The organism is Croceicoccus hydrothermalis (assembly GCF_022378335.1).
Lineage (GTDB): Bacteria > Pseudomonadota > Alphaproteobacteria > Sphingomonadales > Sphingomonadaceae > Croceicoccus > Croceicoccus hydrothermalis.
On record NZ_JAIQCI010000014.1, the window covers coordinates 137,121 to 163,414 of the forward strand.

Annotated in this window: 21 protein-coding genes; 13 read left to right on the top strand and 8 right to left on the bottom strand. The window is 65.5% G+C overall.

Features of this window, described 5'->3' with window-relative positions; genetic code table 11:
* The first annotated feature begins 101 nt into the window (after positions 1-101).
* The 3 genes from guaA (at position 102) to K4G67_RS10080 (ending at position 2,844) form a co-directional block, all read left to right on the top strand.
* Positions 102-1,688: a glutamine-hydrolyzing GMP synthase gene (gene guaA, locus K4G67_RS10070; RefSeq protein ID WP_239806250.1), complete on the top strand. Its 1,587-nt coding sequence runs from the start codon at positions 102-104 to the stop codon at positions 1,686-1,688.
* A 169-nt stretch (positions 1,689-1,857) separates the two neighbouring features.
* Positions 1,858-2,517, top strand: a complete 660-nt coding sequence (locus K4G67_RS10075; protein ID WP_239806251.1) for an endonuclease III domain-containing protein — start codon at positions 1,858-1,860, stop codon at positions 2,515-2,517.
* 87 nt (positions 2,518-2,604) lie between these two features.
* Positions 2,605-2,844, top strand: a complete 240-nt coding sequence (locus tag K4G67_RS10080; RefSeq protein WP_239806252.1) for a hypothetical protein — start codon at positions 2,605-2,607, stop codon at positions 2,842-2,844.
* A gap of 87 nt (positions 2,845-2,931) precedes the next feature.
* Here K4G67_RS10080 and K4G67_RS10085 read toward each other — a convergent pair whose 3' ends face one another.
* Entirely contained in the window at positions 2,932-4,116 is a 1,185-nt protein-coding gene (locus tag K4G67_RS10085; RefSeq protein WP_239806253.1) for an acetyl-CoA C-acyltransferase family protein, read from the bottom strand.
* Between the two features lie 226 nt (positions 4,117-4,342).
* On the opposite strand from K4G67_RS10085, the gene nadB reads away from it, so the two are divergent.
* Positions 4,343-5,950, top strand: a complete 1,608-nt coding sequence (gene nadB, locus K4G67_RS10090; RefSeq protein ID WP_239806254.1) for an L-aspartate oxidase — start codon at positions 4,343-4,345, stop codon at positions 5,948-5,950.
* Between the two features lie 13 nt (positions 5,951-5,963).
* Here nadB and K4G67_RS10095 read toward each other — a convergent pair whose 3' ends face one another.
* Positions 5,964-6,200: a GlsB/YeaQ/YmgE family stress response membrane protein gene (locus K4G67_RS10095; RefSeq protein ID WP_239806255.1), complete on the bottom strand. Its 237-nt coding sequence runs from the start codon at positions 6,198-6,200 to the stop codon at positions 5,964-5,966.
* Positions 6,201-6,763: 563 nt separating this feature from the next.
* Between K4G67_RS10095 and K4G67_RS10100 the strand changes: the two genes are divergently transcribed.
* Positions 6,764-8,641: a ribonucleoside-diphosphate reductase subunit alpha gene (locus tag K4G67_RS10100; protein WP_420830025.1), complete on the top strand. Its 1,878-nt coding sequence runs from the start codon at positions 6,764-6,766 to the stop codon at positions 8,639-8,641.
* A gap of 48 nt (positions 8,642-8,689) precedes the next feature.
* On the opposite strand, the gene K4G67_RS10105 is transcribed toward K4G67_RS10100, so the two are convergent.
* Both K4G67_RS10105 and K4G67_RS10110 read right to left on the bottom strand, forming a co-directional pair.
* A complete protein-coding gene (locus tag K4G67_RS10105; RefSeq protein WP_239806257.1) occupies positions 8,690-9,985 on the bottom strand; it encodes an FAD-dependent oxidoreductase in 1,296 nt (431 codons plus the stop codon).
* Between the two features lie 96 nt (positions 9,986-10,081).
* Entirely contained in the window at positions 10,082-10,957 is an 876-nt protein-coding gene (locus K4G67_RS10110) for an alpha/beta fold hydrolase (protein ID WP_239806258.1), read from the bottom strand.
* An 81-nt stretch (positions 10,958-11,038) separates the two neighbouring features.
* Here K4G67_RS10110 and lepA point away from each other — a divergent pair, with 81 nt between their 5' ends.
* The gene (gene lepA / locus K4G67_RS10115) at positions 11,039-12,856 is read left to right on the top strand and encodes a translation elongation factor 4 (protein WP_239806259.1); all 1,818 of its coding nucleotides are present in this window, start codon (positions 11,039-11,041) and stop codon (positions 12,854-12,856) included.
* A 37-nt stretch (positions 12,857-12,893) separates the two neighbouring features.
* On the opposite strand, the gene K4G67_RS10120 is transcribed toward lepA, so the two are convergent.
* The gene (locus tag K4G67_RS10120) at positions 12,894-14,666 is read right to left on the bottom strand and encodes a DUF885 domain-containing protein (RefSeq protein ID WP_239806260.1); all 1,773 of its coding nucleotides are present in this window, start codon (positions 14,664-14,666) and stop codon (positions 12,894-12,896) included.
* Between the two features lie 139 nt (positions 14,667-14,805).
* Here K4G67_RS10120 and K4G67_RS10125 point away from each other — a divergent pair, with 139 nt between their 5' ends.
* The 6 genes from K4G67_RS10125 (at position 14,806) to K4G67_RS17560 (ending at position 23,258) form a co-directional block, all read left to right on the top strand.
* On the top strand, positions 14,806-16,011 hold the full coding sequence (locus K4G67_RS10125; RefSeq protein ID WP_239806261.1) for a cytochrome P450: 1,206 nt from the start codon (positions 14,806-14,808) through the stop codon (positions 16,009-16,011).
* Positions 16,012-16,328: 317 nt separating this feature from the next.
* A complete protein-coding gene (locus K4G67_RS10130; RefSeq protein ID WP_420830022.1) occupies positions 16,329-17,132 on the top strand; it encodes an outer membrane protein assembly factor BamD in 804 nt (267 codons plus the stop codon).
* Between the two features lie 129 nt (positions 17,133-17,261).
* Positions 17,262-18,923: a DNA repair protein RecN gene (gene recN / locus K4G67_RS10135; protein WP_239806263.1), complete on the top strand. Its 1,662-nt coding sequence runs from the start codon at positions 17,262-17,264 to the stop codon at positions 18,921-18,923.
* A 111-nt stretch (positions 18,924-19,034) separates the two neighbouring features.
* Positions 19,035-19,796: an SDR family NAD(P)-dependent oxidoreductase gene (locus K4G67_RS10140; RefSeq protein ID WP_239806264.1), complete on the top strand. Its 762-nt coding sequence runs from the start codon at positions 19,035-19,037 to the stop codon at positions 19,794-19,796.
* Positions 19,797-20,007: 211 nt separating this feature from the next.
* Positions 20,008-22,026 carry an NAD-dependent DNA ligase LigA gene (gene ligA, locus K4G67_RS10145; RefSeq protein WP_239806292.1) on the top strand — a complete coding sequence of 673 codons (2,019 nt, stop codon included), beginning with the start codon at positions 20,008-20,010 and terminating at the stop codon, positions 22,024-22,026.
* A 62-nt stretch (positions 22,027-22,088) separates the two neighbouring features.
* Positions 22,089-23,258: an ion channel gene (locus K4G67_RS17560; protein ID WP_275588820.1), complete on the top strand. Its 1,170-nt coding sequence runs from the start codon at positions 22,089-22,091 to the stop codon at positions 23,256-23,258.
* Between the two features lie 31 nt (positions 23,259-23,289).
* Here the strand turns inward: K4G67_RS17560 and K4G67_RS10155 are convergent, their stop codons facing one another.
* The 3 genes from K4G67_RS10155 to K4G67_RS10165 are packed head-to-tail and all read right to left on the bottom strand — an operon-like array spanning position 23,290 to position 25,669.
* The gene (locus K4G67_RS10155; protein ID WP_239806265.1) at positions 23,290-23,985 is read right to left on the bottom strand and encodes a DUF2459 domain-containing protein; all 696 of its coding nucleotides are present in this window, start codon (positions 23,983-23,985) and stop codon (positions 23,290-23,292) included.
* Between the two features lie 23 nt (positions 23,986-24,008).
* Positions 24,009-24,914, bottom strand: coding sequence for a 50S ribosomal protein L11 methyltransferase (locus K4G67_RS10160; RefSeq protein ID WP_239806266.1), 906 nt, complete (start codon positions 24,912-24,914; stop codon positions 24,009-24,011).
* On the bottom strand, positions 24,911-25,669 hold the full coding sequence (locus K4G67_RS10165; protein ID WP_239806267.1) for an SDR family NAD(P)-dependent oxidoreductase: 759 nt from the start codon (positions 25,667-25,669) through the stop codon (positions 24,911-24,913). The genes K4G67_RS10160 and K4G67_RS10165 overlap by 4 nt, the downstream gene beginning before the upstream one ends.
* A 207-nt stretch (positions 25,670-25,876) precedes the next feature.
* Between K4G67_RS10165 and sdhC the strand changes: the two genes are divergently transcribed.
* A complete protein-coding gene (sdhC, locus tag K4G67_RS10170) occupies positions 25,877-26,287 on the top strand; it encodes a succinate dehydrogenase, cytochrome b556 subunit (protein ID WP_239806268.1) in 411 nt (136 codons plus the stop codon).
* The last annotated feature ends 7 nt before the right edge of the window (positions 26,288-26,294 follow it).

The following is a 26,294-nucleotide window of genomic DNA, read 5'->3' on the forward strand; positions in this document are numbered from 1 at the left end:
AAAGTAACATTGTTGATTGCAACTTTCGCAATCGTGCCGACCGCGGAAATCCCATGCACCCCGCGCTGGACAGATGCGGGACGGCTTTCTATCGCCCGCCCATGCCCGACACACTCACAGATTCGACCACCGACGACACCATCCTGATCGTCGATTTCGGCAGCCAGGTCACGCAGCTCATCGCGCGCCGCGTGCGCGAGGCGGGCGTCTATTCCGAGATCGCCCCCTTTACGCAGGCCGCAGAGGCGTTCGCCCGGATGAAGCCGCGCGGCATCATCCTGTCGGGCAGCCCCGCGAGCGTGCCCGGCGAAGGCAGCCCCCGCGCGCCGCAGGAACTGTTCGAGGCGGGTATCCCCATCCTCGGCATCTGTTACGGGCAGCAGGTCATGACGAAGCAGCTCGGCGGCGAGGTGCGGCCCGGCCACGAAACGGGCGAGGGCGGCGAATTCGGGCGCGCGTTCCTTACCGTGACGGAAAAATGCGCCCTGTTCGACGGGCTGTGGCAGGTCGGCGAACGGCATCAGGTGTGGATGAGCCACGGCGACAAGGTGACCGAGTTCGCCCCCGGTTTCGAAATCGTGGCAGCCAGCGACGGCGCGCCTTTCGCCGTGATCGCGGACGAAAAGCGTCGTTTCTACGGCACGCAATTCCACCCCGAGGTTATTCACACGCCCGACGGCGGCCGGCTGATCGCCAATTTCGTGCGCCATGTCTGCGGCTGTGCCGGCGACTGGACCATGGCGGAGTTCCGGCGCACCAAGATCGCCGAAATCCGCGAACAGGTCGGCGACGGCAAGGTGATCTGCGGCCTGTCGGGCGGGGTCGATTCCGCCGTCGCCGCCGTGCTCATTCACGAGGCGATCGGCGATCAGCTGACCTGCGTGTTCGTCGATCATGGCCTGATGCGCATGGGGGAGGCGGAGCAGGTCGTCTCGCTCTTCCGGGGGGCGTATAACATCCCGCTGGTGCACCGTGACGTGTCGGCGTTGTTCCTGAACGGATTGAAAGGCGTCACCGACCCGGAAGCCAAGCGCAAGTTCATCGGCAAGACCTTCATCGACGTGTTCGAGGATGAGGCGAAAAAGATCGGCGGCGCCGATTTCCTCGCGCAGGGCACGCTCTACCCCGATGTCATCGAAAGCGTGTCGTTTACCGGCGGGCCGAGCGTCACGATCAAGAGCCACCACAATGTCGGCGGCCTGCCCGAACGCATGAACATGCGCCTTGTCGAACCCTTGCGCGAATTGTTCAAGGACGAGGTGCGCGACCTTGGCCGCGAACTCGGCCTGCCCGATGTGTTCGTCGGGCGCCATCCGTTTCCGGGGCCGGGCCTCGCCATCCGCATTCCGGGCGAGGTGACGCGCGAACGATGCGACATATTGCGCAAGGCGGACGCGATCTATCTTGAGGAAATCCGCAACGCCGGGCTTTACGATGCGATCTGGCAGGCGTTCGCGGTGCTGCTTCCCGTGCGGACCGTCGGCGTGATGGGCGACAGCCGCACCTATGACAGCGTGTGCGCCCTGCGCGCGGTGACGAGCACCGACGGCATGACGGCGGACGTGTACCCGTTCGACAGCGCGTTCCTGTCGGCGACCGCCACGCGCATCGTGAACGAGGTGCAGGGCATCAACCGCGTGGTATACGACTACACGTCCAAGCCCCCCGGCACGATCGAATGGGAGTGACGCCAGACTCGTAATGACTCGGGGCGTCATTGCGGCGGCGTCACTCGCGAGCGATAGCGAAGCGCAAAACGCCAGACTCGTAATGACGCGGGGCGTCATTGCGGCGGTATGATCCGCCGGCGGCCGACAAGGCACGGAACCTGCCCCGCCACCGACCATTGACGATCCAATGGCACTGATCCCCGAAGCAGAGGTCGAAACCGTGTTCCGCCGACTGGCCGATGCGATGCCGGGCCGCACCAGCGACGCGAAGGGACCGAAGGGTCAGCCCGACGCCTTCCGGTCCTGCATCTCCTGCATGCTGTCGGCGCAATCGCTCGACCGGAATACGGCGGCTGCGGCGCGTGCGCTGTTCAGATTGGCCGAAACGCCGGAGGAGATGCTGCGGCTTGAGGATGCGGCCATCGTCGATGCGATCCGCCCGTGCGGCCTTTACAACATGAAGGCGCGCAATATCCGCGCCTTTTGCACGGCGCTGCTCGACCGGCATGGCGGGACCGTGCCCGACACGCGCGCGGGGCTGATGGCTCTGCCCGGTATCGGGCGAAAATGCGCCGATATCGTGCTGTCCTTCACCTTCGGGCGCGACGTGATCGCGGTCGACACCCACGTGCACCGGGTCTGCAACCGTATCGGGCTGACCGATGCGAAGAGCGCCGACCGCACCGCGGCGCAATTGGAGGAACGGGCCCCCGACTGGGCGATGCACGACGGGCATTTCTGGCTCATTCAGTTCGGCAAACGGATCTGCCGCGCGCGCAGCCCGCTTTGCGAGCGATGCCCGGTCGTCAATCATTGCCTGTGGTACGAAACCCACCGCGCAGATTGACCGGAACCGTTTGGGCCTTCACGCTTTGCCATGGTGGCCCCAAAGATCCAGACCCGATACACGCAACCGGGGCCGTGGGAGCGAGACATGGCCGACAGACGCGATACGCAAACCCCTTTCCAACATTTGCCGACCGACATGGGCATGCCGATGCTGGCGGCGTGGATGGAAATGTGGATGTGGCCGATCACCATGATGGCGCGCATGATGGGCAGCGGCGAATACCGCCCCGAAGCGGAGCCGGAGATCGACCGCGCCTGCAAGGACAGCCAGCTTCCCGTGCCCAACCCGATTCAGAAATCCGCCGATAGCGACATCTTCGCCTGATCGCGGCGCATTTGACGCAGACGCATGAAAAAGGGCGGCACCCGGACACGGATGCCGCCCTTGTCGTTCCCATGGTGAACGCGCGGTCTAGCTCACGTTTTCCCAGATCGCGGCAATGCCCTGACCGCCGCCGATGCACATGGTGGTAAGGCCCATCTTCGCCTTCTGCCGCCGCATTTCATAGGCGAGCTTCGTCGTCAGGATCGCGCCTGTCGCACCGATCGGATGGCCGAGCGAGATGCCGCTGCCGTTGGGGTTCACCTTCGCATTGTCGAACGCCATTTCATTGACCACGGCGCAGGCCTGCGCGGCGAAAGCCTCGTTCGATTCGATCACGTCGAGCATGTCCTTGTCGATCCCCGCACGTTTCAGCGCGATCTTCGTCGCAGGGACGGGGCCGATGCCCATGTATTGCGGGTCGACACCTGCGTGGCCATAGGCGACGAGCCGCATCATCGGGGTGAGGTTATGCTCCTTCACCGCGGCCTCGCTGGCGAGGATCACGGCGGAGGCGCCATCGTTGATGCCCGATGCATTGCCCGCGGTCACGGTGCCGCCTTCCTTCTTGAACACGGTGCGAAGGCCCGAAAGCTTGTCCGCGCTCGTGCCCGCTTTGACGTGTTCGTCGGTGTCGAAGGTCGCGACATTGCGGCCCTGGCGCACCTCGACCGGCACGATCTCGTCCTTGAACCAGCCCTGCTCGATCGCGTGGGCGGCGCGGCGCTGGCTCTCGGCGGCGAGTTCGTCCTGCATCTCGCGCGTGATGCCATATTTTTCGGCGACGTTTTCCGCCGTCATGCCCATGTGATATTCGTGGAACGGGTCGTGCAACGCGCCCAGCATGCCGTCCTTTACCGTGCCGTCGCCCATCTTCATGCCCCAGCGCGCGCCGGTCATGAAATAGGGCGCCCGGCTCATCACCTCGCACCCGCCGCCGACGGCAATCTCGCAATCGCCGAGCGCGATCATCTGCGCCGCCGACACGATCGCCTGAAGCCCCGAACCGCACAGCCGGTTGACGGTCATGGCGGGCGCCTCGTGCGGGATTCCGGCCTCGACCGCGGCGATGCGGCTGACATAGGCGTCGCTGGGTTCGCACGGGACGACATTGCCCATCACCACATGCCCGACCGTTTCAGGGGACAGCCCCGCGCGTTCGAGAGCCGCCGTGATGACCTTCCCGCCAAGATCGCCGGGCTTCGCTTCCTTGAAGGCGCCGCCGAACGTGCCGATGGCGGTGCGTGCGGCGGAAACAACGTAGATGTCCTTCATGACCGGGTTCTCCAATGGTGAATCTACCCCGCTGATTAGGCAAATTCCGACGTGAACGCCAGCGATAGCCGGGAAGCTACTCCATTGGAGAGGGCATGCGCCCGCACCGGTGTCGCACGCGGCCCTTGCCATCGGCGCGAAACGGGTGGCATGGCCGCGGAATAACGATTGTAAAAGAGGATACGCCCATGTCGATCAACGCCCCCTGCCGGCCCGGTTCGCACGCATGAACGATCATGACGTCATCATCGTCGGTTCGGGCGCGGCGGGATTGTCGGCGGCATTGGTGCTGGCCGAACGGGCGCGGGTGCTCGTGCTGGCGAAGGGCGCGCTCGACGCAGGGTCCACCGCCTGGGCGCAGGGGGGCATCGCCGCGGTGCTGGACGCGGGCGACACGTTCGAGGACCACATCCGCGACACCATGGTGGCGGGCGCGGGGCTCAACCGGCGCGAGGCGGTGGAATATGTCATCGAACAGGCGCCGAAGGCGATCCAGAGACTGATCGATCTCGGCGTGCCGTTCAATACGGAGGGGCAAACGCTCCACCTCACGCGCGAAGGGGGGCATTCGCATCGCCGCATCGTGCATGTCGACGATGCGACCGGCTGGGCGGTGCAGGATGCGTTGCTGCGCGCCGCCGATGCGCATCCCAACATCACCATGCGCGCGAACATGGTGGCCATCGACCTCATCGGCGACCGCCACCGCACGGAGCCGGAAGGCGGGCAGAAGATCTGGGGCGTCTACGCGCTCGACACGGCGAAGGAGGCGGGACAGAAGGGCCGGGTCGAGGCGTTGACGGCGCGTGCCACCATCCTTGCCACCGGCGGGGCGGGGCGCACCTATCTCTTCAGCACGGCGCCGCGGGGCGCGACCGGCGACGGCATCGCCATGGCGTGGCGCGCCGGGTGCCGCGTGTCGAACATGGAATTCATGCAGTTCCACCCGACCTGCCTTTATAATCTCGACGTGAAGAATTTCCTCATCACCGAGGCCGTGCGCGGCGAGGGCGGCATATTGAAACTTCCGCCGGAGGCCGGGACCGAGGCCGGGCGCCGCTTCATGCCCGATTTCGACGAGCGGCTCGAACTTGCCCCGCGCGACATCGTGGCCCGCGCGATCGACCATGAAATCAAGCGGCTCGGCCTCGATTACGTGCATCTCGACATCAGCCACCGCGAACCGGAATTCGTGCGCGAGCATTTCCCGACGATTCACGAACGGCTGCTGAAACTCGGCATCGACATGACGGTGCAGCCGATCCCCGTCGTCCCGGCACAGCATTATACCTGCGGCGGGGTGCGGGTGGATATGGCGGGGCGTGCGGACCTGCCCGGATTATATGCGATCGGCGAATGTTCGGACACGGGCCTGCACGGGGCGAATCGGCTCGCGTCGAATTCGCTGCTCGAATGCTTCGTGTTCGGCGATGCCTCGGCGCGCGACATATTGGCGCGGATGGACGACCTGCCGCCGCCGCCGCCGGTCCGCCCGTGGGACGAAAGCCGCGTGAGCGCCGCCGATGAGGAGGTGGTGATCAAGCAGAACTGGACCGAGATCCGCCGCTTCATGTGGAATTACGTCGGCATCGTGCGCACGGACAAGCGCATGGAGCGCGCGGCCAATCGCATCCGCCTGCTAGGTGACGAGGTGCAGGAATATTACGGCAATTTCCGCGTGACACAGGACCTGATCGAACTGCGCAACCTATTGCAGACCGCCGACCTCATCGTGCGCAGCGCGCGGCGCCGCAAAGAAAGCCGGGGCCTGCACTTCAATGCCGACTATCCGATGACCGACGAGGTGGCGCGCGACACGGTGATCGTGCCGTGACGCGCGCCGCGACCTAGAAGAACAACCGCCCGATCAGGATCAGCGCCATCCCGCCCAGGATCGAGGCGAGGCAGCCCGCCCGGTGAAAATCGGAGCGTCCCCGGCTCGTGACGAGACCGGCGAGCAGCGACCCGCCAATGCCGAGCGCGATGGTGGCGAAGAACCCCATGTCCACCTCGCCGGGAAAGAAGAAGCGCGCCAGCACGCCGATGATCGCGCCCGAAACGATGGCGCCGATGATATTGAGCATGGGGTAGGATCCTTTCCGGCATCATGGCCTTGAAAATATCTGCCGGGATAGGTTCGGTGGGCGCGGGATGCAAACCCTGTCGGCGTGACGGATGCGATGGTGATTTTGTCCGGGGATAAAAAGAAAAAATCGCACGATTCCCCTTGCATCGCGCGGGGGCCAGCATTGCCCGCGCGTCGCGGCATGTTCGGGCCATCCGGCGCGCGCCACAGGTGGCGGCATGCGTATTGACACCGCGCCCGCTTTTATAGAGACATACCACCCATCGACGCGATCTGGGCGGCAAAACGCTACATATCGGTGTTCTGGCTTTTTTTGGTCGTTATCGTTGCAACCGTTCCGGGGCTGTGTTTCCGGGCGCTGCGGTGCTGCGACCGCAGGTTCGGCAGGTGGGCAAATCCATGGATTTCAAGGACGGAGACGACGCGCAGGTGACTTCGGCAGCTGGGGATATCGACATGTTCGCCGACACGGTGGAAAAGGCGCAGAAGCCGGCGAAGAAGGCGAAGGCCTCCACGCCCGCCGCAACCGAAGCGGACGTGGAAACCGCCACCGCATCGGCCATGGCCAATATGGTGAGCGAGGTGGCGAAGGCTGCCGCGGCGAAACCCCATCCCGGTAAAACAATGTCCTCGCGCGACATTGCCGAGCGGCGCTTTGCCATCACCACCGATGACAGCCGCGATGCGCTGCTCACCGATTTCGGGAAGGAAACGCTGAACGATCGGTATCTGCTGCCGGACGAAAGCTATCAGGATCTGTTCGCCCGCGTGGCCGATGCCTATGCCGATGACGAGGCGCATGCGCAGCGGCTCTACGACTATATCTCGCGGCTGTGGTTCATGCCCGCGACGCCGGTTCTGTCCAATGGCGGCACCGGGCGCGGCCTGCCGATTTCATGCTATCTCAATTCGGTGGAGGACAGCCTCGAGGGGATCGTCAACACCTGGAACGAAAACGTCTGGCTGGCGAGTCGGGGCGGCGGCATCGGCACATATTGGGGCAGCGTGCGCGGCATTGGCGAGCCGGTCGGCCTGAACGGCAAGACCAGCGGCATCATCCCCTTCGTCCGCGTGATGGACAGCCTGACTCTCGCCATCAGCCAGGGTTCGCTGCGCCGCGGGTCGGCGGCGTGCTATCTCGACGTGTCCCACCCGGAGATCGAGGAATTCCTCGAAATTCGCAAACCCTCGGGCGACTTCAACCGCAAGGCGCTGAACCTGCATCACGGCGTGCTGCTGACCGACGAATTCATGGAAGCGGTCCGCAACGGCGACGAGTTTCAGTTGCGCTCCCCCCGCGACGGCAGCGCCCGCGCCACCGTCGATGCACGCTCCCTGTTTCAGAAGCTCGTCGAAACCCGGCTGCAGACGGGCGAGCCCTATATCGTGTTCTCCGACACGGTGAACCGCATGATGCCGAAACATCACCGCGATCTGGGGCTCAAGGTTTCGACGTCGAACCTGTGCAGCGAGATCACGCTCCCCACGGGCCGCGACCATCTCGGCAACGATCGCACGGCGGTGTGCTGTCTCTCCTCGCTCAATCTTGAAACCTGGGACGAATGGCACAAGGACGAAATGTTCATCGAGGACGTGATGCGTTTCCTCGACAATGTGCTGCAGGATTATATCGACCGCGCGCCCGATGAAATGGCCCGCGCGAAATATTCGGCGGAGCGTGAGCGCAGCGTCGGCATGGGGGTCATGGGCTTCCACTCGTTCCTGCAGAAGAAGAACATCGGTTTCGAAACCGCGATGGCGAAGGCCTGGAATCTGAAGATGTTCCAGCATATCAATGCCCGCGCGAACGAAGCGTCGATGATGCTGGCCAAGGAACGCGGGCCCTGCCCCGACGCCGCCGATCAGGGCGCGATGGAACGCTTCAGCTGCAAGATGGCGATCGCGCCGACCGCGTCGATCTCCATCATCTGCGGCGGGACGAGCGCGTGCATCGAGCCGATCCCGGCCAATATCTACACGCACAAGACATTGTCGGGCAGCTTCATCGTGAAGAACCCCTATCTGGAAAAGATCCTGCGCGAAAAATCGAAGGATTCCGCCAATGTGTGGAACTCGATCCTCGAACGCGGCGGATCGGTGCAGCATCTCGATTTCCTCTCGGCCGAGGAAAAGGCGGTGTTCAAGACGAGCTTCGAAATCGATCAGCGCTGGCTGCTCGAATTCGCGGGCGACCGGACGCCCTATATCGATCAGGCGCAGTCGCTGAACCTGTTCATCCCGGCCGATGTCGACAAGTGGGATCTGGCCATGCTGCATTTCCGGGCGTGGGAAATGGGGATCAAGTCGCTCTACTACCTGCGCTCCAAATCGGTGCAGCGGGCAGGCTTCGCCGGCGGGGTGGAGGCGGACAACACCATCGATCCTGCGAAATACGAGCTTCCGACGACCGATTACGACGAGTGTCTCGCCTGTCAGTAAGCGCTGCGGCGCGGGTTCCGAAGCCCGCGCCCGTTTGCTGTCCAGGCGTCAATCGCGCGCGCGGATCATCGCCTCGATATCGGTGAACTTCTCCCGCGGGGCGCCGTCGCGCGCGGCGCCGGTTTCCGCCTCCTCGATCCGTTTCCAGTCGCGGAAGGTCACGATGTCCAGCCCGCGCTCTGCCGCGAGCGCGTCGAACCCCTCGCGGCCCCGCTTGCCCGCGGCATCCGGCATGTCGGCCGCGATCTTTTCCACGATGGCGAAACCGTCGGGCTTGTTCGTGCCGATGGTGCCGGTCGGCCCGCGTCTGGCCCAGCCGACACAATACAGGCGATCGCCCACGCGCCCGTCGTCATTGGCGATGCGCCCCTGTTTTTCATCGAAGGGCACGCCGGGGATCGGCACGCTGCGATAGCCGATTGCGCTCACCACCAGGCCGCAGGGAATGTCGTAACTCTCCCCCGTGCCGACCGGGCGGCCATCGTCGAGCCGCGTCCGCTCCACCGTGACGGAGCGCACCCGATCCTCACCCACGATGCGCACCGGCGAGGCGAAGAAATCGAATTCGATCGCGAGCGGCTTGTCGCGAACGCGGTTCTGCGCGAATTGCCGCAGCAGGGCGACCGACTTGCGCTGTCCGGGGTCCAGCGCTTCGTCTTCGCTTTCGGGCGGAAGATCGCCCGGCTCCACGATCGGCACCGCCCGTTCCAGCTCACCCAGCTCGCCCAGCTCCTTGGGCGTCATCGCGATCTGATGCGGCCCGCGCCGGCCCAGCACCACGATCCGCCGCAGCCGCGACGCGTTCAACCCGTCGAGCGCATGGGCGACGATGTCCGACCCTGCGAATTCGCGGGCCGTTTTCGCCAGGATCCGCGCGATGTCGAGCGCCACATTGCCATTGCCAATGACGACCGCGGTTTCGGCGCCAAGGTCCGGCGCCAGCCCGGCGAATTGCGGATGCCCGTTGTACCAGCCGACGAACTCGGCGCTCCCATGCACGCCCGGCAGATCCTCTCCCTCGATGCCGAGCGCGCGGTCGCGCGGGGCGCCGGTCGCCAGCACGACCGCATCGTAAAGCGATTGCAGCTGCGCGATCTCGATATCGGTGCCGATGGAGATATTGCCGACAAAGCGGACATTGTCGGTCAGCGCCGTCTTTTCATAGCGCATCGCGACCTTCTTGATCGTCTGGTGATCGGGCGCGACGCCGGTGCGAATGAGGCCATAGGGCACGGGAAGCCGGTCGAACACGTCGATGCGCACATCGTCGCCCCATTGCTTCAACGCGGCTTCGGCGGTGTAGTAGCCGGCCGGGCCGGACCCGATGATGGCGATGTGACGCATGGCGCTTTCCTTCCCGTCATGGCCGCGCGCCTTGGCGGGCGGGGCCGATGGTTCTTTGGCGCGATGGTATCGAAGCGGCGCGAAAAGAAAAGCGGTTCAGGCCGCCTCACGCCCGCCGCGCGCCGTGCCACCATCGCGTGCGACATGTGCGGCGCCCGACGCCCCGCGATCTTCGCCCCCCACAGCGCCGAAAAACCGTTTCAGGCGCGGCAGAACCCGTTCGGGCGAGGCCAGCGGCGCCAAATGGCCGCCGCTCTCCAACTCGAACATTTCGGCAGAGGGGAGGGCGCAGCGCAGGAAGCGATTATGCGCAACCGGCACCACGATATCGTCGCTCGTTCCCATGATGAGCACCGGCGCCCGCACGAACGGCAACAGCGGCAGCACGCTCCACCCCGCGAGCGCCATGATCTGCCCCGTGACACCGGACGGAGTCGGCGCGGCAAGCCGGGTGAGCAGCCCCGCGCCCGCGCCGCCTTCCTTCAGCATGGCGGACAGGTTCCGGCTCATCCGGCGTGGGTCGGTATATTCGCGCGGGTCCATCAGCCGCGCAACCATCTCCGCATCGCCGAGGGGGAGCGGCACGCCCGATGTGGTCGACACCAGCACGAGCCGCCGCAAATGGTTCTGCGCCTGCACCGCGATCTGCTGCGCCAGCGCGCCGCCCCAGGAAAAGCCGAGGCAATCGAACGCCTCACCCGGATAAAGCGTGTCCATCATCGCCGTCATGTCGCTGGCCATGCACGCCATCGCATAGGGGAGGGCGGGATCGGGCGATCCGCCGCACCCCGGCATGTCGGGAATGACGATGCGCCGCCCGGCAAACCCTTGGGCCAACCCTTCGAGCAGAGCGGTATTGAACCCGATTCCGTTGAGCAGCAGCAGCGGCGGCATCGCGCCCGAACCATCCGCATTCGTCGCGACGTTGAGAGTGCGGCGGCCCGCTTCGATGCGGGAATTGTGAAATTTCATGGGCCGCGCTCTATCACCGGATCGTGCACAGGCACAGCACTAGTTGCTGACAGCGCCGTACAGGCGGGCTAAGGGGCGCGCATGACCGACCTATCGCTTATCCGCAATTTCAGCATCATCGCCCATATCGACCACGGCAAATCGACGCTGGCCGACCGGCTCATCCAACTGACCGGCGGGCTGACCGAGCGGGAAATGAGCCAGCAGGTGCTGGACAACATGGATATCGAGCGCGAGCGCGGCATCACGATCAAGGCGCAGACCGTGCGCCTCGATTACACCGCCAGCGATGGCAAGACCTATCAGCTCAACCTGATGGACACGCCCGGCCACGTCGATTTCGCCTATGAGGTGAGCCGCAGCCTCGCCGCGTGCGAAGGTGCGCTGCTCGTCGTCGATGCGGCGCAGGGGGTCGAGGCGCAGACGCTCGCCAATGTGTATCAGTCGATCGAACACGACCACGAAATCGTGCCCGTCATCAACAAGATCGACCTGCCCGCCGCCGAACCCGACAAGGTCAAGGCCGAGATCGAGGACATCATCGGCATCGATGCGTCCGACGCCGTGCTGACCAGTGCGAAATCCGGCATCGGGATCGAGGAAGTGCTCGAAGCGGTGGTGCGCCGCATCCCCGCGCCCACCGGCGAGCGCGATGCCCCGTTGAAGGCCATGCTGGTCGATAGCTGGTACGATCCCTATCTCGGCGTCGTGATCCTCGTCAGGGTGATGCAGGGCGTGCTGAAAAAAGGATTGAACATCAAGTTCATGCAGGGCGAGACCGAGCATCTGGTCGACCGGGTCGGCTGCATGCGCCCCAAGATCGAGCAATTGCCCGAACTCGGCCCCGGCGAAATCGGCTTCATCACGGCGCAGATCAAGGAAGTCGAACAGGCCAAGGTCGGCGACACCATCACCACGGTGAAGAACGGCGCGGACAAGGCGCTGCCGGGGTACAAGGAAGTGCAGCCGGTCGTGTTCTGCGGCCTGTTCCCCGTCGATGCCGCCGATTTCGACAAGCTGCGCGAATCGATCGGGAAACTGCGCTTGAACGATGCGAGCTTTTCGTTCGAGATGGAATCGAGTGCGGCGCTCGGCTTCGGTTTTCGTGCCGGGTTCCTGGGGCTTCTGCATCTGGAGATCATTCAGGAGCGGCTGACCCGCGAATATGATCTCGACCTCATCACCACCGCGCCCTCGGTCGTCTACCGCATACAGCTCGGCAAGTCGCGGACCGACGATGCGGAGGAAATCTACCTCCACAACCCCGCCGACTATCCCGATCCCTCGCGCATCGAAACGATCGAGGAACCTTGGATCAAGGCGGTGATCTACACGCCCGACGAATATCTCGGCTCCATCCTCAAGCTGTGTCAGGACCGCCGGGGGATTCAACGCGATCTGACCTATGTCGGCGGGCGCGCGCAGGTGAGCTACGAACTGCCGTTGAACGAGGTGGTGTTCGATTTCTACGACCGGTTGAAATCGATCAGCCGCGGCTATGCCAGCTTCGACTATGAACAGATCGGCCTGCGCGAAGGCGATCTTGTGAAGATGAGCATCATGGTGAACGGCGATCCGGTCGATGCCTTGTCGATGATCGTGCATCGCGGCGTTGCCGAGGAACGCGGCCGCCACATGTGCGAACGGCTGAAGGATCTGATCCCCCGCCACCTGTTCAAGATTCCCGTTCAGGCGGCGATCGGCGGCAAGGTCATCGCCCGCGAAACCATTTCCGCCATGCGCAAGGACGTGACCGCCAAATGTTACGGCGGCGACATCAGCCGCAAGAAAAAGCTCCTCGAAAAACAGAAGAAGGGCAAGGCGAAGATGCGCGAATACGGCAATGTGCAGATCCCGCAGGAAGCGTTCATCGCCGCGCTGAAAATGGGGGATGAGTAGCACCCGCTACCCTTCCCCCCGCTCCCCCCATAGCGCGTTACCCCGCCTCGACCTCGGCCATCCAGCGTTCGATCTGCGCATCGAGCACGTCCAGCGGCACCGGCCCTTGCGCGATCACCGCATCGTTGAACGCGGCAAGATCGAACCGCGCGCCCAGCCGTTCCTCCGCCCGCGCGCGCAATTCGCGGATCTTCAGCTCGCCCATCTTGTAGCCCAGCGCCTGCCCCGGCCAGCTGATGTAGCGATTGACCTCCGCATCGATATTCGCCGCCGAAAGCGCGGTATGCTCGGTCATGAAATCGACGGCCTGGCTCTTCGTCCAGCCCAGCGCATGGATGCCGGTATCCACCACGAGCCGGCACGCCCGCCACATTTCATAGGACAGGCGACCGTAATCCTTCTCCGGCGTGTCGTAGAGCCCCATGTCGATGCCGAGCCGTTCGGAATAAAGCCCCCAACCTTCGGTAAAAGCGGTGAAATAGCCGAATTCGCGGCGCAGCGGGTGAAGGTCCAGCTCCTGCTGCAACGCGATCTGATGATGGTGGCCGGGCACGGCCTCGTGCGCGGTGAGTGCGGGCAGTTCCCAAAGCGGCCGTTGATCCAGCTTCGACGTGTTGACGTAATAAAATCCCGCCGTGCCGTTGGCCGGGCTGCCCGGCTGGTAATAGGCGGTGGTCGTGCCCTCCGCCGTTTCGGCCGGAATCGCCCGAATGCCGTAGGGAAGGCGGGGCAAGAGGTGGAAATAATCGGGCATCATCCCGTCGATTTCCTTCGCCTGCGCGGCGGCGGCGGCCATCAATTCGTCGGGCGTGGTGGCGTAGTAGGCGGGATCGGTGCGCAGTTTCTCCACAAAGGCGGCGCGATCGGCATAGCCCGCATCCGCGGCGACGCGGTCCATTTCCGCCGAAATACGTGCCACCTCGCCCATGCCGATGTCGTGGATCTGCTGCGCCGTGTAATCGGTCGTGGTGCTGGCGCCGACGCGATATTGGTAGAACGCGAGCCCGTCCGTCTGCGCCGAAATGCCGACCGTTTCGACACAGGCCGGGACATATTCGTCGCGCAGCATGTCGGCGGCATCGCGATAGGCCGGCGCGACGACATCGGCGATCGCGGCGCGGGCGCGGTCCTTCAACGCCGTCCATTCCGCCTCGCTCACATCGGCGGGGCGGGCGCGGGTGAACGGCGTATAGAACCGCGTCTCTTCCGGCGCCGCCGCGACCGCGCCGCGCACCGACCCTTCCAATCCGCCCAGCGTGACACACGGCAGGACATAACCGCCCGCGATGCCCGCGCGCGTATTGGCGATGACCTGCGCGCTGGCGTCGGGAATGGCGTTCAGCCGGTCGAGATATTCCTCGTAATCCTGCCCCGACGCGAATTGCATCGAATCGCCGATCCCGGCCCAGCCTTGCCAGGGGGAGGAATAGCTCGAAAACGTGATCAACCTTTGCCCGAACCGGTTGCCATCGATCGATTCGCGCAGCAATCGCCCGGTGATTGCGTAATCCGCCCGGCGCAACGGGGGCAGGGCGGATGCGTCGATTTTGTCCAGCCGGGCAAGAAACGCCGCATCCCGCGCGGCCCAGCGGTCCATCGCCGCAATCGAATAATCGCCAAGCTCGCTATCGTAATCCTCCACCCCTGCGGCCGATGCGCTGATGGGGCTCGCCTCCAGCCGGGCGGCGTAGATATCGTCCATCAACGCGGTGAGATCGTCGGCAGGGGCGGCCGACGCGGGCGTCCATGAACACAAAAGGGCCGCTCCGGACAGGAGCGAAAGTGCGAAGCGGAAACGGCGATGGGACATGGTGGCAATCCTTCGGTCGAAAGCAGGGCAGGTGTCGCGAAACATGTGTCGTGCCCTGCACCATTTGACTAGCTGTGTCGTGCCCCATTCCGGAATATGCTGAGTGGCAAAAGCATCAACAAAGAGGTTGCCCGATATTTTGGCCAGCATTACCCCCACGATCCGCCCCGATCATGTTCCCGATGCGCGCGTCGTCGATTTCGACATCTTTGCCCCGCCGGGCGCGGAGGAGGATTATTTCGCCGCGTGGAAAAGCCTTCGGGGCGGACTGGGCCTCGTATGGACGCCGCGTAACCACGGCCACTGGATCGCGACGCGCGGCGCAATCATTCGCGAATTATGGGGCGATAGCGAGCGCCTGTCGAGCGAGGCGCTGGCCGTGACGCCGGGCTTGGGGGAGATGATGGATTTCATCCCGCTGCAACTCGACCCGCCGCAGCACAAACCGTTTCGCAATGCGGTGATGCGCGGTTTCGCCAATCATCACGTCACCGCCATGATGCCGATGGTGCGCGATGTGTCGCGCGACCTCATCGCCGGTCTGGCGCCGCAGGGCGGGTGCGAATTCATGACCGCCTTTGCAGAAATCGTGCCGCTGCATATCTTCCTTTCGCTGATTGGGGTCCCGGTGGAGGATCGCGCGCGATTGCGCCCGCTGGGGCAGCAGCTGACGCGGCCCGACGGCAGCATGACCGTGGTGCAGTTGCGCGACGCGGCCGACGATTACCTGCGTCCTTATGTGGAGGCTCGGATAAGCAATCCCGGCGACGACCTGTTCAGCCGCATCCTGTCCGTTCCGATCGAGGGGCGGGCCTGGACCTTCGAGGAGGCGCAGCGCATGTGCCGCAACCTGCTTTTCGGCGGGCTCGACACGGTGGTCGCGATGTTCGGCAATATCGCGTCGCACCTCGCCCGTTTTCCGGAGGATCAGCATCAGTTGCGGGAGGATGCCGCCCGCATTCCCGCCGCCACGGATGAACTCATGCGTCGCTATCCCACCGTTTCGGTCACTCGCAACCTGGTGCGGGACATCGAAATGGACGGTGTCACGATGAAGGTTGGGGATCTGCTCTATCTGCCCAGCGTGTTGCACAATCTCGATCCCGCCTGTTTCGATGCGCCGGAAACGGTTGATTTCGATCGCGGTCTTTCACCGGTGCGTCACACGACGATGGGGGCGGGCGCGCATCGCTGCGTGGGGGCGGGGCTCGCCCGGATGGAGGCGATGGTCTTTATCGAGGAATGGCTGTCCGGAATTCCACCGTTCGGGATCGACCCCGACCGTCCGGCGAAAATGCGGGCCGGCAATGTGGGTGCGTTGACCGAGCTTTACCTGAAATGGTGACGTTCCGCGGTATTACTGATCGGCTTTCGCCGCAGGCGAACGCGGAACGATCAGCGCCGACCGCCCGGCCAAAGCATTGGCGCAAGCTTCGCAGGCACCCCGATAGAGTTGCAAAACCCGATTGCCATGGGTTCAGATTACACCGAATTAAGCCGCACGATCATGCAAGCGAGATGTCCAGCCTCGGAAAAAAAGCGGACGGAAATCCAATTCGTTTGTCTTGAACCGAATGCCAAGCGGTTCTCGTCCGCCCGCTGTTCGAGATGGGCGCAAAGCTTCACTTGGCGTTCAGCGGGCGTCTGGCTATAGGCGATTTCATGAACGCTCCTGCCGCAACTCGCCCTCGTTTTCGCATCGCTTCGCTCGTCATGGCCACCGCCGCCATGGCGCTGACTTCCGCGTGCGGGGCGGGCTCGGGCACACAGAGCGACACCGCCTATGTCGCGCGCGATGTCGAATCGCTTTATTTCGCGGCGAAGGACCGGCTCGACCGCGGGCAGATCAAGCAGGCCGCCGCCCTCTTCGACGAAGTGGAACGCCAGCACCCCTATTCGCCCTGGGCCCGCCGGGCGCAATTGATGAGCGCGTTTTCCTATTACGCGGCGCGCGATTACAACACCGCGATTCAATCGGCGCAGCGTTTCCTCGCCATCCATCCCGGCAACAAGGACGCGCCTTATGCGTTCTATCTCATCGCGCTGTCCTATTACGAGCAGATCAGCGACGTCACCCGCGATCAGCAGATCACCGGCCAGGCGCGTCAGGCGCTGACCGAGGTGGTGCGCCGCTACCCCGACACGGCCTATGCCAATGATGCGCGGCTGAAGCTCGACCTCGTCAACGACCATCTCGCGGGCAAGCAGATGACCATCGGCCGCTTTTATCAGCGGACGGGCAAATGGCTCGCCTCGACGCTGCGCTTCCGCGAGGTCGTCGACGATTATCAGACGACGAGCCACACGCCGGAGGCGCTCTATCGCCTGACCGAAAGCTATCTCGCGCTCGGCATTCCGCAGGAGGCGAAGAAGGCCGCCGCCGTGCTCGGCGCGAACTATCCCGGTTCCGACTGGTATGAAAAGGCGTTCGAGCTGATGCAGGACAAGGCGCCCGATTACGTCTGATCGCGCCTGCCAAGGCTCGCTGTCCGCCGCGCCCTGCGGACAAAGCTGTGGAAAAGCCGCACCGATGATGCCTCGGCGCGTGGCGCGCGCTGGCGCAGGCGGGGCCGCTGCGCGACAAGGGTGCCCGCGATGCTGACCACTCTTGCCATCCGCAATATCGTCCTGATCGAAGCGCTCGACCTCGCCTTTGCGCGCGGGCTCGGCGTGCTGACGGGGGAAACCGGCGCGGGCAAGTCGATCCTGCTCGACGCGCTGGGCCTCGTTTTGGGCAATCGCGCCGATAGCGGGCTGGTCCGCGGCGAGGACAAGGCCAGCGTCACCGCGACATTCGAATTCGAACCGCTGCCGCCCGCGCTTGCCGATGCGCTCGACGATGCGGGGGTGGAGATGGAGCCGGGCGAACCGCTCATCCTGCGCCGGCAATTGAAGGCCGACGGGGGCAGCAAGGCCTTCGTCAACGGGCAACCCGTCGGCGTCGCGGCGCTGCGTGCGCTGGCCCCCTCGCTCGTCGAATTGCATGGACAGCATGACGATCGCGGTCTCGTCAATGCGCGGGGGCACCGGGCGCTCCTCACCCGCTATGCCGACGCGGACGAAGGGGCGGTCGCCGCCGCGTGGCGCGACTGGCGCCGGGCGGAGGATGCGCTGAGCGCCGCGCGCGAACAGGCGGACAATGCCGCGGCGGAGCAGGATCTTATCCTCGCCCATCTGGAGGAGCTCAATGCGCTCGCCCCCGTCGAAGGGGAGGAGGAGGAGCTCGCGCTCGCCCGCGCCGACATGCAGAAGGGGGAGCGGCTGTCCGGCGATCTTGAGGAATTGCGCCATTTGTGGGCCGGTTCGGACAGCGCGCTCGCCCAATTGCGGAGCGCGGCGCGGCGGCTCGACAGGATCGCGCCCGAACATGAATTGCTGGCCTCCGCGCTCGGGGCGCTCGACCGCTGCATCGTGGAGGGGACCGAGGCGGAGGAGCAGATCGCCCGCGCGGCAGAGGCGCTGTCCCACGATCCCGAACGGCTCGACGCGACGGAGAAACGATTGTTCGACCTGCGCGCCGCTGCGCGAAAACAGGATTGCACGGTCGATGAACTCCCCGCCAAGATGACCGAACTGCGCGACCGGCTCGACGCGATCGAGGGGGGCGAGGCGCGCATCCGGCAATTGTCCGAAACCGCCGCCGCAACCGGTGCCGCCTATCGTGCCGCCGCCGAAAGGCTGAGTGCCTGCCGCATCGAGGCGGCGCAAAGGCTCGACGCCGCGGTCGCCGCCGAACTGGCCCCGCTCAAACTCGACGCGGCAAAGTTCCGGACCGGCATCACCCGGCTGGAGGAGGAGCGTTGGGGCCCGCATGGGATGGATGCGGTCGAATTCCTGATCGCGACGAACCCCGGCGCGCCCTTCGCCCCGCTCGCCAAGATCGCCAGCGGCGGCGAATTGTCGCGCTTCATCCTCGCCTTGAAGGTCGCGCTGGCCGAACAGGGCGGGGCGGCGGTCATCATCTTTGACGAAATCGACCGCGGCGTCGGCGGCGCGGTGGCCAGCGCCATCGGCGACCGGCTCGCCCGGCTGGCGAGCGGGGGGCAATTGCTCGCCGTCACGCACAGCCCGCAGGTCGCGGCGCGCGGCAACACCCATTACATGATCGCCAAAAGCAGCGAGGGCACCGTCACCCGCACCAGCGTCGTCAGCCTTTCGGATGCGGAACGGCAGGAGGAGATCGCCCGCATGCTGTCCGGCGCGGAGGTCACGCCCGAGGCCCGCGCCCAGGCCGAACGCCTGCTCGAGGACAGCTGACCGGCGGGTCCGCCGTGCCGACCCATCCCTTGTGACAGTGCCCTTCGCTGGCGCACCATCTAAGATCGCGTCCTGTAAACCTTACAACAACGAACATCGGGAGATCGACGCATGGATCTGGGATTGAATGGCCGCAAGGCGATATTGATCGGCGCGAACGGCGGCATCGGGCGCAAGGTTGCGCATGTCCTTGCCGCCGAAGGGTGCGCCGTCGCTGTCTGCGGCCGCAGCCAGGAGAAGGTCGACAAGACAAAGGGAGAGCTCGACTACACCGGCGTCACCGTCTTTGCAGACACGCTCGACGTCACGGACAAGGGCGCGGTCCCCGCGTTCGTCGAAAAGGCGGCGGGCGCGCTCGGCGGGTGCGACATCTTCATCAGCTTCACATCGATCAATCCGGGCGAGGATACCGACGCGGCGTGGGAAACGATCCTCGAAACCGACATCCTGTCGATCCGCCGCGGGGTCGAGACGGCCAGGCCTTTTCTCCAAAAATCGGACGCCGCATCCATCATATGCATGAGCAGCACCGGCGCGACCGAGGAATTCATGGGGGTGCAGCCCTATAATGCGGTGAAGGCCGCGGTGATCAACTATGCCAGTGCCATGGCGCAGAATTTCGCCGCCGACGGCATTCGCGTCAATACCATCACCCCGGGTCCTGTGATGACCGAAGACGGACCCTGGCCGCATATTCGCGATAATATGAAGGATTTCTACGACGCGACCCTTGCGCAGATTCCCATCGGCCGGCTTACCACGGGCGAAGAGTTGGCCAATATCATCGCCTTTACTGCCTCGCCTGCGTGCCGAGCCATGACGGGTGCGAATATCGTCGTCGACGGCGGCTTTACCAAGCGTGTGCAATATTAAGGCGCGATTCTGACGCGAAGACAATGGGGCGGTCCGCCAACAGTCCGCCCTTTTCGCGCAACGCCCCTTTTGCCGGCGTGCGCGGGACGCTATCTGCGGCCGATGACGATCGGCGGGAGAATGGCGCGTGGTGGATAGAGGCGGGGCGGATGACGGCGTAAGAGATAGCGGCGTGGACGCGGCGGAAGAGGCGGAGGCGGCGAACGAGCTGATGCGGCTTGCGCGCAAGATCGCGCGCGCCAACCGGCTTTACCATGCCGAAGACGCGCCCGAAATCACCGACGCCGAATATGACGCGCTCGTCCGCCGCAATACCGAGCTTGAGGCCGCGTTCCCGCATCTCGTCCGCGCCGACAGCCCGTCGCGATCGGTCGGCCACGACATCGCCGCCTCCCCGCTCGCCAAGGTGCGGCACGATGTGCGCATGATGAGCCTCGACAATGCGTTCAGCGATGAGGAAGTCGCCGAATTCATCGCCCGCGTGCGCCGTTTCCTCTCGCTTTCCGGAGACGAGCCGGTGTGCGTGACGGCGGAGGACAAGATCGACGGTCTGTCCTGTTCGCTGCGCTATGAAAACGGTGTGCTGGTGCGCGCGGCCACCAGCGGCGACGGGCAGGTGGGCGAGGATGTGACCCCCAATGTCGCCCATATCGCCGACATTCCGCAAGAACTGACCGGCGACGTACCGGAATTGTTCGAAATTCGCGGCGAGGTATTCATGGGAAAAGCGGATTTTGCCGCACTCAACGCCGCGCAGGAGGAGGCGGGCGCCAAGCTTTTCGCCAATCCGCGCAACGCGGCGGCGGGTTCCCTGCGGCAGAAGGACGCGGGCGTGACCGCGCGGCGGCCGCTGCGGTTCTACGCGCATGGCTGGGGCGCGGCATCGGACGTGCCGTGCGACACGCAATTCGCGATGATGGAACGGATTGCCGGGTGGGGCGTGCCGGTCTCGCCGCTGCTCACCCGGATCGACGACGTGCCCGCAATGCTGGCCCATTATGCGAAGATCGGCGCGGGCCGGGCCACCATGGATTACGAGATCGACGGCGTCGTCTACAAGGTGGACCGGCTCGACTGGCAACAACGGCTGGGCTTCGTGGCGAAGGCGCCGCGATGGGCGATGGCGCATAAATTCCCGGCGGAGCAGGCCGAAACCACGCTCGAGTCCATCGACATACAGGTGGGCCGCACCGGCAAGCTCACGCCGGTGGGGCGGTTGGCGCCCGTGCTGGTCGGCGGGGTGACGGTGACCAATGTGACGCTGCACAACCGGGACGAGATCGCGCGGCTCGGCGTGCGGGAAGGCGACCGGGTACAGATACAGCGCGCCGGCGACGTCATCCCGCAAGTGGTCGCGAACCTGACCCCGGACGCGGCCCGGCCCGCCTATCGCTTCCCCGACCACTGCCCGCGTTGCGGCAGCGAGGCCGTGGCCGAGGAGGGCGAGGTCGACGTGCGCTGCACCGGGGGGCTGATCTGCCCGGCGCAGCGGACGCAGCGGCTCGAACATTTCGTGAGCCGGGGCGCGCTCGACATCGATGGCCTCGGCACGCGGACCATTGCCGATTTCTTCGCGCGCGGCTGGCTGGAAAGCCCGGCCGACATCTTCCGCCTGCGCGACCGCCGGTCGGAGATCGCGGCATTGGACGGGTGGCAGGACAAGTCTGTGGACAATCTGTTGGCCGCTGTGGAAAACCGCCGTGCGCCCGATGCCGCGCGCCTGCTGTTCGGTCTCGGCATCCGGCATGTCGGCACGGTGACGGCGCGCGATCTGATGAAGCATTTCGTGACGCTGCCCGCGCTTCGCGATGCGGCGGAGCGGGCGCGATCGGGCAATTCGGATGCCGCCGCCGAAATCGCGAGCATCGACGGCGTCGGCCCCGTCGTGGTGAAGGCGCTCGGCGATTTCTTTCACGAGGATCACAACCGCGCCGTGTTCGACGATCTCCTGTCCGAACTCTCGCCCCCCGACTATGTCGTCGAAACGCGCGACAGCCCCGTGTCCGGCAAGACCATCGTGTTCACCGGAAAGCTCGAAACCATGAGCCGGGACGAGGCGAAGGCGCAGGCCGAACGGCTCGGCGCGAAGGCATCGGGCAGTGTGTCGGCCAAGACCGACCTGATCGTGGCCGGGCCGGGCGCGGGCTCCAAGCTCAAGAAAGCGGCGGACCTCGGCATCGAGGTGATCGACGAGGCGGCATGGGCGCAAATGGTTGCACAAGCAGACTGAATTCCCGCGGCCCCGACGGCCACCGGGGTTGTCAGCGCAGCCATGACCGCTAGGGATGGCGCATGTTTCGTCAGTTCAGCATCCTGCTTGCCGCCGCCGCTGCCTCCATGTCCTTCGCCGCCCCCCCGGCCGAAGCGCAGAACGACACCGCAGCCGCCGCGGCCACGGTCGCGGAGCCGGAGGACGCCTCGCCCGCCAATGCGCCCCCTTCCGACAGCGCGGAGGCGGAGCCTGCCGCCCCGCGTCCGGCGTCGCCAGAATACATGCCCACCACGCGCGGATCGGGCGGTGTGCGCGTCGCCGTGGCGGAAATCCCGCCCTATGCGATCCGCAACGCGGATGGCCGCTGGACCGGGCCGGCGATGGATCTGTTCCGGGCCGCGGCGGAGGAATCGGGGCTGGATTACACGCTTGTCGAAACGCGGCCCGACGCGGTGGATACATCCGATGCCGGAATCGCGTTTCCCGCCTTTGCCACCGCCCGCATCCCGGCGGGGTCGGCGCGCAGCCTGCCGATCCATATCGATTCGGTCGGGCTGATCGGGCGTTCGCCGGGCGGCGGTTTCCTGAAAGGTCTGGCCGGGCTGTTCAATACCAGCTTCCTGCGCGTGGTGGCCATCGTGTCCGGACTGCTGCTTGTGGTGGGTGCGATCTTCTATTTCGTGGAGCGCAAGACGAATGACGGGCTGCATGCCGACAACGGGCGAATCCACGGGATCGGGCATGGTTTCTGGTGGGCCGGGGTGACGGCGACCACCATCGGCTATGGCGATCTGGTGCCCAAAACCACATGGGGGCGCGTCGTCGCGATGATCTGGATGCTGTTTTCCATGGCGCTGACCGCGATCCTGACCGCCTATATCATCTCGCTCACCGGGGCGAAGGGCGGGAAGACCGATCTGAACGAGGCGGTTTCCGGCCTGGCGCTCGGCTATGTCGCCGATGGCACCATCGCGGGCGACGATCTGCGCGGGGCCGACAGCGTGCGGAAATTCGCGACGATGGAGGACGCGCTCGCCGCCTATGACGAAGAGGAGATCGACGCCGTCGCCGCCCCCTATCTGCAGGCGCGCGAGGCCGCCGGCGACCGGAATGTGCAGCGCACGAGCGGGTCCGCCGTCATGCCGGTGTTCCGCGTCGCGGGGCAGGACGAATTTCGCGCCGCGGCGGACCGCATCATCCTTTCCCCCGACTGGCAGGCACGGATAGAGCGCGAGTTCGAGGAGCAATAGCCTCCGGCCCCGCGCGGGGCGCCGCGGCGCGTCACGGCTCCGGCACCCATTTCATCACCCCGCCGGGAAAGGGCGTCCACGCCCCCGTCGCAATACCCGCCCGGCGCAGCACGCCGCCCGTCCATTCGTTGCAGGTCGTGTACAGCGTATAAGTGCCCTTCGCGTCGTAGAACACATCCTGCGGCGAATAGCCGGGATGGACAATGCGCGATCCGGCCCGATCGGTGAGGCTGCGCCGGATTTCCTGAATAATCATGCGATATTCCGCCCGGCTGATGCGCAGCGGGCGATAATGCGTCGAGGGTGCAGGCCGGACATAATGCGCCACATGCAGCAGCCCTTCGCCGCCCGTCGCGACGATCCGCGCCACGGTGACGGGGGAAAGATCCGCCCAGGTCGGCGTGCCGAGAAACACCTCCCGCTCGCCCCAGCTGATCGCCACATGGGTATATGGCGCGGCCACCCGGCCATCGCGATTGACCGCAAGATCGGACGCCGGGAACAACGCGGTCCAGTCCATGTCAGCATTGACGCGCGGCATCACGATTTCGGTATGGACGCCGTTGCTGCCGATCATGATCTCGACCGCGTCGGGACCGCGCGCCTGCTCCCACCCGCGATGGGCGGGGAGCGAGGATCCGATCCACCCCGCCACCGCATAGATCGCGAGCATGCCCGCCAGCGCCGCCACCGCGACCGCGAACCCGCGCGCCAACCCGCGCGCCACGCGCCGGATCGGCCCGCGCGGCCCTATCGCCCGGCGCGCTTGCGCAGCCACAGGATCGACCAGTCGCCCCGCACCGCCCTCCGCGCGAGCCGGAACCCGGCGCGAAACGCGGCGCGGCGCACGTCGCGCTCCTGCGTCTCCAGCAATCCGGCGAGCAGCAGATGCCCGCCCGGCACCACCGCCCGCCCGAAATCCGGCGCCAGTTCGACCAGCGGCCCCGCGAGGATATTCGCGATCAGGAGGTCGTAAGGCCCGCGCGATTGCAGGATCGGCGAATCCATTCCCGCCGCGATCGTCATCGCCAATTGTCCCGGTCCGCTGCCAACGGGAATGCGGTTTGCGGCGGCATTGTCGATGACGACATCGTGGCACACCGCGTCGATGTCGCTCGCGGTGGCGAGCGCGCGGGGCCACAGATGCATCGCGGCAAAGGCGAGCAGCCCCGTGCCCGTCCCGATGTCGGCGATATTGCGCACGACCGCGCCCTGCGCCCGCATCGCGTCCAGCATTTCGAGGCAACCGGCGGTCGTCCGATGCTGCCCGGTGCCGAACGCCTGGCTTGCCGGAATGACGAAGCTTTTGATTCCGGGGGCATCGCTCGCCGGATGGTCGGGCGTGTGGACGTGGAAACGGCCCGCGGTGATCGGCTCGACCCCCTGCTGGCTCAACGTGACCCAGTCCTCCTCGGGCAATTTTTCAGCCGATAGCGGCGGCGGCGTGTCGAACAGGGCGGCGATCGCGGCGTGATCCTTTTTGGTCGGGCGGCGCGGCAGATACGCGTCGAGCCGCCATTCGAGCGGTTTCTGCTCTGCAATCTCGCATCCGGTGACGACGATATCGTCGTCCCAGTCGGCGCTGTCCTCTTGCCGCAAGAGCGCGGCATGCACCGCATCGCGCGGGGCGAAGGCCGTGATGATCCAGCTCGTCATCGCACGAAGCTTGCGCCATTGGCATCGATCACCGCGCCGGTCATGCTTTCCGGGGCATCGAGCGCGCAGAACGCGGCGATGCGCGCGATCTCCTCCGGCCGCGCCACCCGGCCGAGCGGAATGTCGCGCAGCAATTGCGCGCCGCCCCGGCTTTCGAGGTAATCGCCCGCGATGGCCGTATCGACGAAGCCGGGACACACGGTATAGGCCAGCACGCCGTCGCGCGCATAATGCCGGGCGATGGTCTTCGTCATCGCGACGAGGCCGGATTTCGCCGCGGCATAGTGCCAGTGATCGGGCGAATCGCCGCGATAGGCGGCGCGGCTGGCGATATTGACGAGCCGGCCCCCGCCATCGCCGTCCTCTTGCCAGTGCCGCACGGCAAGCCTGGACAATTGCGCCGCACTCGACAGGTTGATCCGCAGCGTGCGGTCCCACGCGTCGAGCCATGCGATGTCGGACAGGTCGATCGGTGCGGCGTCGAACAATCCGGCATTGTTGACGAGGATATCGATGCGCGTGCGGCCTGCGTCGCGCGCGGCGGCGAGCGCATCGACCCACAATTGCGCAGGCGCGGCCGGATCGTCGAGATCGGCCGCGATCTGCCCGCCGCCGACGGGGCCGGCGCCGCTTCCGTGCGTAATCACGTGCACGCCGCGCCGCCGCAGCGTGTCGGCAATGGCCTTGCCGATGCCGCGCGTGCTCCCGGTGACGAGTGCGGTCGGGGCGACAGGGTTCGTTTCTCGATCGTTCATCGCCTTTGGTTAGGGCCGCACGCCGCGCATCACAAGGGGACAGCGCGGCGAAGGAGGGCAGGACAGTGCCTGCCGCCGCCCCGCCAAACGGCGAGTTCATGCCAATTCGCCCTTGCCCTCTTGGCGCCATGGTGCCATTCGCGGACGCAACACCACATATGACCGCGCGTGGCCCGCACGGTCATGGCAAGCGCAGGGGAAGAACCTATGGCCGATGCAAGGGGCGGAAACCGCCTGGCGAAACCGCGTCCGCTTTCGCCGCATCTCTCGATCTGGAAATGGGGACCGGCGATGGCCGTCTCCATCCTGCACCGCGTATCGGGCAATGCGATGGCGACGGTCGGCCTGCTCATCCTGCTGTGGATGGTCGGCGCGATTGCCGCCGGGCCGGACGCCTATGCCGATTTCGCCGCCGTCATGGGAAGCTGGATCGGGATCATCGTGCTCATCGGGATTTCCTGGTCGTTCTTCAACCACATGTCTTCGGGCATCCGCCACCTCGTCCTCGACGTGGGTGCGGGCTACGAAGTCGATCGCAACAATCGCTGGTCCACGATCTCGATCCTGACCGGCATTTTGCTCACCGTCGCCTTCTGGGCGGTGGTGCTGCTGGCCTGACGAAAGG